The 9106-nt window shown below is 46.6% G+C and carries 11 protein-coding genes; 3 read left to right on the top strand and 8 right to left on the bottom strand.

Annotated elements, in window-relative coordinates; genetic code table 11:
- The first annotated feature begins 97 nt into the window (after nt 1-97).
- Nucleotides 98-283 (top strand): hypothetical protein, encoded by a 186-nt coding sequence (locus QUA70_RS20435; protein ID WP_333410647.1) that lies wholly within the window; start codon nt 98-100, stop codon nt 281-283.
- Between the two features lie 705 nt (nt 284-988).
- A complete protein-coding gene (locus QUA70_RS20430) occupies nt 989-1918 on the top strand; it encodes an SH3 domain-containing protein (protein ID WP_333349457.1) in 930 nt (309 codons plus the stop codon).
- 259 nt (nt 1919-2177) lie between these two features.
- Here the strand turns inward: QUA70_RS20430 and QUA70_RS20425 are convergent, their stop codons facing one another.
- The 8 genes from QUA70_RS20425 to groES all read right to left on the bottom strand — a co-directional run bounded on the left by QUA70_RS20425 (nt 2178) and on the right by groES (nt 8417).
- Entirely contained in the window at nt 2178-2606 is a 429-nt protein-coding gene (locus tag QUA70_RS20425; protein WP_333349458.1) for a hypothetical protein, read from the bottom strand.
- Nucleotides 2603-3265: a glutathione S-transferase family protein gene (locus tag QUA70_RS20420; protein WP_333349460.1), complete on the bottom strand. Its 663-nt coding sequence runs from the start codon at nt 3263-3265 to the stop codon at nt 2603-2605. The genes QUA70_RS20425 and QUA70_RS20420 overlap by 4 nt, the downstream gene beginning before the upstream one ends.
- 190 nt (nt 3266-3455) lie before the next feature.
- Entirely contained in the window at nt 3456-3752 is a 297-nt protein-coding gene (locus tag QUA70_RS20415) for a hypothetical protein (RefSeq protein ID WP_333349462.1), read from the bottom strand.
- A 48-nt stretch (nt 3753-3800) separates the two neighbouring features.
- Nucleotides 3801-4855, bottom strand: a protein-coding gene (locus QUA70_RS20410) for an IS630 family transposase (RefSeq protein ID WP_333349464.1) whose coding sequence is annotated in 2 segments (ribosomal slippage) — nt 3801-4460 and nt 4463-4855 — 1053 coding nt in all. Because the reading frame shifts where the segments join, the coding sequence is not laid out codon by codon here.
- A gap of 170 nt (nt 4856-5025) precedes the next feature.
- The gene (locus tag QUA70_RS20405; protein ID WP_333349466.1) at nt 5026-5385 is read right to left on the bottom strand and encodes a hypothetical protein; all 360 of its coding nucleotides are present in this window, start codon (nt 5383-5385) and stop codon (nt 5026-5028) included.
- A 188-nt stretch (nt 5386-5573) separates the two neighbouring features.
- The gene (locus QUA70_RS20400; protein WP_333349468.1) at nt 5574-6020 is read right to left on the bottom strand and encodes a type II toxin-antitoxin system VapC family toxin; all 447 of its coding nucleotides are present in this window, start codon (nt 6018-6020) and stop codon (nt 5574-5576) included.
- A 298-nt stretch (nt 6021-6318) separates the two neighbouring features.
- Complete coding sequence (groL, locus tag QUA70_RS20395; protein WP_333130301.1) at nt 6319-7959, bottom strand: chaperonin GroEL; 1641 nt, start codon at nt 7957-7959, stop codon at nt 6319-6321.
- Between the two features lie 146 nt (nt 7960-8105).
- The gene (groES, locus tag QUA70_RS20390) at nt 8106-8417 is read right to left on the bottom strand and encodes a co-chaperone GroES (RefSeq protein ID WP_332945088.1); all 312 of its coding nucleotides are present in this window, start codon (nt 8415-8417) and stop codon (nt 8106-8108) included.
- A 257-nt stretch (nt 8418-8674) separates the two neighbouring features.
- On the opposite strand from groES, the gene QUA70_RS20385 reads away from it, so the two are divergent.
- The gene (locus QUA70_RS20385) at nt 8675-9100 is read left to right on the top strand and encodes a ferredoxin (protein ID WP_333349470.1); all 426 of its coding nucleotides are present in this window, start codon (nt 8675-8677) and stop codon (nt 9098-9100) included.
- The last annotated feature ends 6 nt before the right edge of the window (nt 9101-9106 follow it).

Genomic DNA, 9106 nt, shown 5'->3' with positions numbered 1-9106 from the left:
GTAAGGCTGTTTCTTAATAATTTCCGATCTAAAGACACTGAGATTCTTTAAAAGGAGATAATCACCATTGATCATTGGACTATAATCCTTAATGGAAATGTCTCCACAGGAACAAAACCGTTTGGAAACAGCTACAGTAACTGTCGCTGATCGCGCGGTGGCTTTAGCCACAAAAAGACAACTGTGCCTCAAGCAGATAAGTTTCCGTTTTGGAAAATTTTATCAAATTGACGCTAGCCATCGTGTCAATGCGAGCGATTTGCGCTGTTTGCCACAATTTTAATAGGACTTAAGGACGTACTACGATTTTCTCTCCCAAGACAAAGCATTGAAGCAATGTTTCGGCTACGCTCAACACAAGTCTCAAGCCCTTGATTTAACGCCCTTGAGTGCCTAAGTCCTGTTTAAGTTAAGGTACGATCGACAGTGGAGTTATGTGAGCGAGCTCGAAGAACTGTATCCGGCTTCCGACACCCCACTACGACGAAGGGGTCGATCGCACTAATCGCCTGTCACGCAGCATCTTGGAGCATGGAGAGCACCATCTCGCTCTCGAAGCTGCCAAGAATTCACCGGAAATGCAGCAAAATATTATTCAACTGCAACCACTTGCAGCTAAAGGGTTTAACCAACACCTGACAAGATATTGACGGACAAGAAAGGACTTGCATTTCTAGTAAACTCTCACCCATTTAAACAGTTAACAGTTAACTTTTGACTGTTGACTTTCCCACTCCCTCACTCTCCCCGCTTTCCCCCTCTCGTCTTCTCCCCCTCCCCCGCTCTGCCATAACGAACAATTTATCGGCGTAGCAGCTTAATTTGTCTGGGCTTAACTCTCAGCAAAAATTAAATTTTATATATAAAACTTGACGTACAGCCATAAAAAATGTTATATGAGCTTTTTCCTGGAAGACAAATCGATTTTTTTGCTATATTGACCTGCAATAAAGATAATAGTTTTGATCAGATGAGGAGTTGAACGGAAATGAAAAACTTGAGTTACTGGAACAAACCCGCTGCATTGCTGGGCGCGATCGCGATCGCAGCCGGAAGTGTGCAAGCAAATGCGATCGGCGTTGCCGCCCCATCAACATCCACTGCCAGTCAGGATGCTGAAAATAGTTCATTTGAAGATAGCGCCACCTTTCAAATAGCCCAAGCTGGCAACATTTGTCGCAAAGTCACTCCCAAAGAAGGTTTGACCGTTCGCCAGAACCCAGACCCCAAATCCCCTAGAGTTGGCGGTGTACCAATTAACACTCAGGTAACGGTGTCCCAAGGCGCTACTTCTGTTAAAGCTTCCGACGGCCGCCTCTGGATTCCAATTACCGCTCCCGTAAAAGGGTATGTAGCTACCGGATACCCCAACAACGAAAGTAATTTAGGTTCGTGCACAATTAGTCAAACTCCTTCCCCAAGTCCGGCACCAGCACCTACGCCAGCGCCTGCACCAGCACCGGCACCAGCACCAGCGCCTGCACCAGCACCAGCAGCTACGCCAGCACCAGCAGCTACGCCAGCACCAGCAGCTACGCCAGCACCAGCACCGGCACCAGCGCCAGCACCCGCACCCGCACCAGCAGCTACGCCAGCACCAGCACCAGCACCAGCACCAGCACCAGCACCAGCGCCAGCACCAGAGCCAGCGCCCGCACCTGCACCAGCACCAGCAACGGGCCCAGTAAGTCTGTGCCGCCAAGTAGAACCTCGCGTAGCGCCGAGGGGTCTAGCTATCCGCACCGAGCCTTCCAAGACTTCTGCGGTTAAAGGTGGTGTACCGGCTAACGGTCAAGTAACGCTTGTGCCGAATTTCCAGTTAGTGAAAGATAAGAATGGAGAAGACCGCAATTGGGTTGAGATTTCAGCCCCTGTGGCCGGATTCATCTCGGCGGGAAATTTGATCATGTGCAAGTAAACTTGTGAGTTCGATCGCTCTTTTTGACTAAAAGAGCGATCGACACCAAAAATAGTTTTAAGATTGTCGCGCAGCCAGGGAACAACGCCGATCCCAGACTGCTTCTGGGACTTACGAATCAATAACTTATTTCTATCGGGAAGCAGCGGTAGCGAATCTTTCTGTGCCTCTGTTTTTCGTGAGTGGCGTCAAGTCCTAGGTTGGTTCCTCGCAAGGCACGCGGGATGAATAAATTTAAGCAAAAAGCCGATCGACCCTTCTACCTACACAGGCCGCTTGCCCAATCTTGGTGTCCGCGATTTGGTTGACACTTCGATTGTCGGCCAATCCAGACAATTTCCCACTTATTTTGCCTGAGTCTGAGTTCGATTCGGTGCCGCATTGCAGCCACCGAATCGTCAGCTAAACCGACGACGGTTTGGACAATTACGGCTGTTTCTCGCGTGGGATATTCAACTGAAATTTGGTCGCTTTTTCTGCCTTCAGATTCTTGGTCACTGCTAAAGAGTTTTGCGGCGATATCTTTAGGATTGGAGACGGTAATTTTGCGATCGGTAAGGAACTGTTTAGCGTTAATTGCTTCGTAGTTCGAGCGGGCGGCGGGCTGCCCCATTGCTGCGATGGGAATTTGGATGCAGGTGAAAACAGCTAGGAAAAAGAGCGATCGCTTCACCATTGATTTGTTCATGAGGCTTCAGATTGTGCGAGAAATTTTTGTCTCCTTGATGCGAAAGCCGCCAAATCTGCCTCGGTGAATTGAGTTTGCTGCCATGAGGGACGCGACATTAGTCGATCGCACCAAGCTTTAATTTTAGGATAGCCGTCTAGGGACACATCAACCCAAGATAGCAAGGGCACGACGGTGCCGGCAACGCACTCGGCAAAGGTAACAGTGTTGCTAGCGAAAAAAGGGCGATCGTCTAACAAGCCTTCAAAGAATTTCAACACTGTATCGACTTTTTCCTTAGCCTTTGCGATTTCCTGCGGTTGGGGAGTTCCCCATCCCATTTTTTCACTGCTTAGGGGGTAAAGTGCCGGCGCAAGTTCGTTAACCGTGACCATTTCTACCATCCTCACAACTGCCAAATCTTTCGGTTCTTTTGGCAGCATTGCCGGTTCGGGATACTTCGTTTCTAGATAGTCAAGAATTGCGATAGACTCGACGACAGTGAAGTCATCATCGACCAAAACAGGGATGCGGTGAAAAGGATTCATTGCGACAAACTCAGGCTGCAAGTGATCGCCGTCCAAGTGGATTTCTACTAATTCAAAGTCGAGGTTTTTTTCTAAGAGGGCGGTCCACACGCGGCGGGAGGTGGCGGAAATGGGAGTGTGGTAAAGTTTCATGGTTGCTGCGGTGGTTGTTGAAACGTCTTAAAAACTAAATAAAAATTCCCTTAATTCCTTAATATCTGCCGAATTTGGCTGCTGCTAATTGTGATGGTGGCTGACATTTGCCTGATCTCTGCTCACTTTACGATTAATCAGTATATCATCATCATCCACACAAACTTTTCAAGCTCCTTTAATTGGCTAATTATTGGCTAATAGTGACTTCCTGACGCACAGACGAGGTAATCGCCTCTACTAGAAATAATCGCTCACTAAGTGACAACTCCCTGGTTAATTTAACTAATTCTTGAAACGATATTTTTTGGGATTTTTCTGAAATTTTATCATTCTGAGCTGGCGAAGAAACCTCACCATAACTTAAAGTTTTGACTGAAGTATTCTGCTCTAAAGTTGTCGTCATGTCTGCGTGGAGAAGCTCTAAAAATTTAATATCGTTCCCTAGCTCGGCAGCCTCATCCTCCTCTACATCTTCTACTTGCAAACGTTCTTGATAAGTAAGTCGGTGGGAAAGTTTACAACTAACAAAAAATTAAGTAACCAGCTCGGAGCTAAATTTAATTCGTTTTGTACGATAGTTTCCTTTTTTCCCTCTAGCTTCTACTCCATTAATTACGGCATAAGCGAGCTCTAATTCATCCTCAAACATTTGTCCTGCTAGCTCGTCTTTTTTGATATGTTGCCACTCCAATTCTATCGGATTCATTTCTGAACAATATTTGGGTAAAAATAAGATATATAGACCCTGGCTTTCCCATTTCGACCATAATTGTTGAACTTCCTGACATTTATGTATCGGGCCATTATCCTGTACTATTACTCGGATTCGTTTACTCTCAGAGGCTTCTAGGGCTTCTGATTCCATCATTCTGATATAAGCTTTTCGATCGACACCGCCAATTACCAAACCGTAAACAAAGCTGATTTCATGTTGCAGAAGCCCTACAATACTTAATCTACGACCACGCCTCTTCGTTTGTTCGAGCCTTTTTTGTTGACCTCGTTTATAATAAGTGTAACCAGGTTCGCTCCACGCACAAAATCCTGATTCATCTAAATATTTTAAGTCGATTTCTCCCGCAGCAGCAGCCAGTTCCAGCATATCTAAGTCGGCTTGTTTAACTTGGCGTGCTACGATTTCTTGTTTTCCTTTGTGGCTCTTCCTCGCTCGTTTCCAAATAAACCCTTTTTTTTTAGTATTCGTCTTAATCGATCCGGACTTAGTTTAATAGAACGCTCTTTTTCTAATTTCTGGGCTAATTGAACGCTGTTGTAAGTACGTGGTTCATTTTTGAGGCATTCTGTTAAAAACTCTATGTCTTCTTCTTTCCACTTCGGTTTTCCCCCTCTACCTGGTAATTCCCAAAGCCCTTCCATACCTAAATGCAGCCATTTATGTAAAACCTCTCTCACAGTTTGTGGAGTCCAATTAAAATGAGCCGCTATTTTTTCAACGTACCAGCCATGTGCATTTAATCTAATTATTTCTGCTCGGTCTTTGACTTTTTGTGGAACATCCGTAGTTCTCAGTTTTAATAGGGTTTTATCTTGCTCTTGACTGAGAAATACCCTTAATCTAGCGCCCATATATTGAGTTATTTCAGTAGACGTATTCTCTATGTTTACTTATTTTAACATAGTGTGGTTTTTTCTCGCCGACTTACTTAGGCATTGATTTGATGTTCAATGGCTTCTATAATAAACCTTAAATCTTTAAATGATAGATTCATGTTAGCTTACTATCCTATAAATCACCTCTACAGGTAGTATGAGGGATCGATTTCAGAGTCATCGTCAGAGGTACGTTCGGCACGAATCTCGTCCATAATTTCTTGAAAATCTGGATCTTCTTTAAACACACCCGCAAATTGCATCCAGGTGGGTTCTGAAGCCTGAATCGGTACTTCCCAGGAAATAGCTTCCATATGCTTAAGTCTTTCTAACAACGTGGTTTGAAGTTGGGTAATGGCTTCTTCCCGAGTTGCTGCTTCAACTCGACAGTGCGGAAACTCGAAAACAGAAGCAGAAACCTGTCCTGATGAGAGAGTTTCTAACAGGAGTGTCACTTTCAATTGGCTAGATGGTTGGGATTGCAATACATTTAAGCTTGTTACCATGTTTCAATCACGATTTTTAAGTGCTGTCTTGATTGTATCGCAGAAAAAAAATCCCTCACCATTTCACGCAAGGGGCGATCGCTATGAACCCAAAGTCACACTAAATCCCGATGGATGAATGTTGGGTTTTATCCCCCAACGCAGCATACGAAAAAGCAGCAATGCCTTCGGCGGGATTCCCCAACGCACTACAGCGTCCAATCTTCGATCGAGAGTCCGGGAACTTGACAAAAGTCTCGTTGGTTGCGAGTGATCACCGTAGCACCGACGGATAAGGCAATGGCTGCAATCCGCATATCTTTTTGCAGGCGATTTTTCCGCAGGGGCGGGTGATCCTTTAACAGTTTCTTGAGACAAGTATCAGCTTCCGGTGTAAAGTCCAGTACCTCAATAGTTTGGAGATATTTTACAGTTGTCCAAAGTTTAGAATAGAGTCCAGGTAAGTTATGCACCAGGGACGGATCGTTAATCTTGCCAACCCAGCCATTGAAGAGTTCTTGAACCGTGACAATAGTGACGGAAATCTCATGTTTTGCTGCGTTGGTAATAACTTGAGGACTATTCTGGAGAATGAGTGAAACGTGATCGGTATCCAGAATACATTTTTTAGAGAGGGAGACGGTTTTTTGCGACATTTTAATCCTCAGAATTAACTGTCACCCAGAGTTAGGTTTTTGGATATCACCTCGTTATAAAGCCGTAAAAACCCAAAAAGCCGAGGCGGTTATCCGCCCGGCTAGGGTTCAGTATTTTATTTAATTATTGGTTTGGTTCGATCTTAAAACAGAAGTTTTAAGATGTCAAGAGTTTCCTGGGTTCTCAATATGTGGAATTATTGAGGAGCGGAATGATAAGAAACTATCACGTTCCGTTCTGTAACAATTATCAAAATAACAGGGCAGGCCCTAAAGCCCGCCCCATCAAACGATCGACTTAGTAATCGAAGTCGCCGCCGCCCATGCCGCCGCCAGCGCCAGCAGCAGCGCCATCCTTCGGTTCAGGCTTGTCAACGACGATGCACTCGGTTGTCAGCACCATACCAGCAATAGATGCTGCATTTTGCAGAGCAGAACGAGTCACCTTCGCAGGGTCAACGATACCAGCTTCAAACATATCGACAAACTCATTTGTCGCTGCGTTGAAACCAACGTTGAACGGCTTTTCTTTGACGCGCTCAGCAATGACAGCGCCATTCAAACCAGCATTTTCAGCAATCCGCTTCAGAGGAGCAGCCAGAGCCCGTGCCACAATCAAAGCACCGGTCAATTCTTCGCCCTTGAGAGTGCTGTTAGCCCACTCTTCCAATTGAGGAGTCAGGTGAGCCAAAGTTGTACCGCCGCCAGGAACAATTCCTTCTTCGACAGCAGCTTTGGTTGCGTTAATCGCATCTTCAAGACGCAGTTTGCGATCCTTCATTTCTGTTTCGGTAGCTGCGCCGACTTTGATGACTGCGACGCCGCCAGCCAATTTGGCCAAACGTTCTTGCAGCTTTTCTTTGTCGTAGGAAGATTCGGTTTCGTCCATTTGACGGCGAATTTGTTCGCAGCGGGACTTGACGGCGGCTTCGTTACCTTCGGCAACAATTGTGGTGCTGTCTTTGGTGATGGTGATGCGGCGAGCTTTGCCGATCATGTCGAGCTTGGTGTTTTCCAGTTTCAAACCGGCATCTTCGGTGATTAGTTGACCGCCGGTCAATACGGCGATATCTTCTAACATGGCTTTGCGTCGATCGCCAAAACCGGGTGCTTTAACAGCAGTCACGTTCAACACACCGCGCAGTTTGTTGACAACGAGGGTAGCTAGAGCTTCTTTCTCAATGTCTTCTGCAATGATCAACAGCGGGCGGCCGGAACGAGCTACTTGTTCGAGCACAGGTACTAAATCTTGTACCAGAGCGATTTTCTTGTCTGTCAGCAAGATGAACGGTTCTTCTAGAATCGCTTCCATCCGCTCAGTGTCGGTGACGAAGTAGGGAGAAATGTAGCCTTTGTCGAAGCGCATCCCTTCGGTGATTTCCAATTCGGTGGTCATAGACTTCCCTTCTTCCAGGGAAATCACGCCTTCTTTGCCCACCTTGTCCATTGCGTTGGCAATCATTTGGCCGACTTCATCGTCGTTACCAGCAGAGATGGAGCCGACTTGAGCGATGGCTTTGGAATCTTCTACTTGTTTGGCGTGTTCGGCAATTTTTTCTACCAAAAACGTGGTTGCTTTGTCAACACCGCGTTTGAGGGCGATCGCATTTGCGCCGGCTGCTACGTTACGCAGACCTTCTTTGACCATTGCGTGAGCCAAAACGGTAGCAGTTGTGGTACCGTCGCCTGCTGCGTCGTTGGTTTTGGAAGCTGCTTGACGGATCAGGGCAACGCCTGTATTTTCTACATGGTCTTCTAGTTCGATTTCTTTGGCGATGGTAACACCGTCATTGACGATCTGAGGAGCTCCAAATTTCTTTTCGAGAACCACGTTACGGCCTTTGGGGCCGAGGGTTACGGCCACTGCTTCGGCCAAAATGTCCATACCGCGTTCGAGGGCGCGACGTGCATTTTCGTTGTAGATGATACGCTTAGCCATAGTTTTTGGGGATTTGAGGGTTTGAGATTTTGGATTGGGGATGATGGATTTTAGTCATTTGCCCCCGTGTCATTAGTTGTTTGGCGGCGTTCGCTTTAAACTAATGACTGATGACTGATGACTAATGACTGATGACTAATGATTAATTAGTTAACGATCGCCAGAATGTCTTTTTCGGCTAGCAAGACGTATTCATCGGTGCCGAGTTTGATGTCGGTGCCGGCGTACTTCGAGTAGAGAACTTTGTCTCCGACTTTGACTTCCATTTCAATGCGGGTGCCGTCGTCATTACGCTTGCCAGGGCCCACGGCCGCGACTTCGCCTACTTGGGGCTTTTCCTTAGCTGTGTCGGGCAGAAGGATGCCGCCGGCGGTTTTTTCTTCGCTAGCGCTTACTTTTACGAACACGCGCTCGCCTAACGGTTTAACGGTAGAAACACTCAGTGATACTGCTGCCATAAATAAATCTCCAGATTACAGATTGTCGTCAGTCGTCAGGGGTCACGATGAAAGCAACAGCGGACTACTTACAACTGACATATTAGCACTCTCGACTCCTGAGTGCTAATTTAGCTTTAGTCAGGGGCGATCGCAACTTAGTTGTCAGTACGGGTTCCCGAACCGAGCATGAGTTGGAGGGAAGGAGAGGGGCAGAGAGTGGGGGCTATGGTGATGACTTTCGACCGCTAAACAATTACTGTTGACGAATGAATAAAATGACAGAAAATAACGATGAATATTGCAGCCAAGGCTTGAGCGCTTGCGTCCAAAGCCTGGGAATCGCTCAAATCGAGCGGCATATTTTTATCTGTGCCGACCAAACCGTGCCCAAGTGCTGCGATCGCCAAACGAGTCTGGTGGCGTGGAATTACTTAAAAAAACGCTTGCAAGAATTGGGGTTGGACAAGCCAAGTGCCGATCGACCAGCCTGCGTCTTTCGCACCAAAGCCAATTGCCTGCGAGTGTGCGCGTCTGGCCCGATTATGGTAGTCTATCCAGACGGAGTGTGGTACCGCGACGTTACTCCCCCGGTCATTGAGAGAATTATTCAGGAACATCTCCTCAACTCAAAGATCGTTCAAGAATACGCTTTCTTGACTCATCCTTTGCCTGTGCCTGCTGAGGCGGAGCAAAACGTCTAATTATAG

It is taken from the genome of Microcoleus sp. LAD1_D5 (genome assembly GCF_036702115.1).
GTDB lineage: Bacteria > Cyanobacteriota > Cyanobacteriia > Cyanobacteriales > Microcoleaceae > Microcoleus.
The sequence above is the reverse complement of the archived record's forward strand: the minus strand, read 5'-3'. Positions and strand labels throughout refer to the sequence as shown.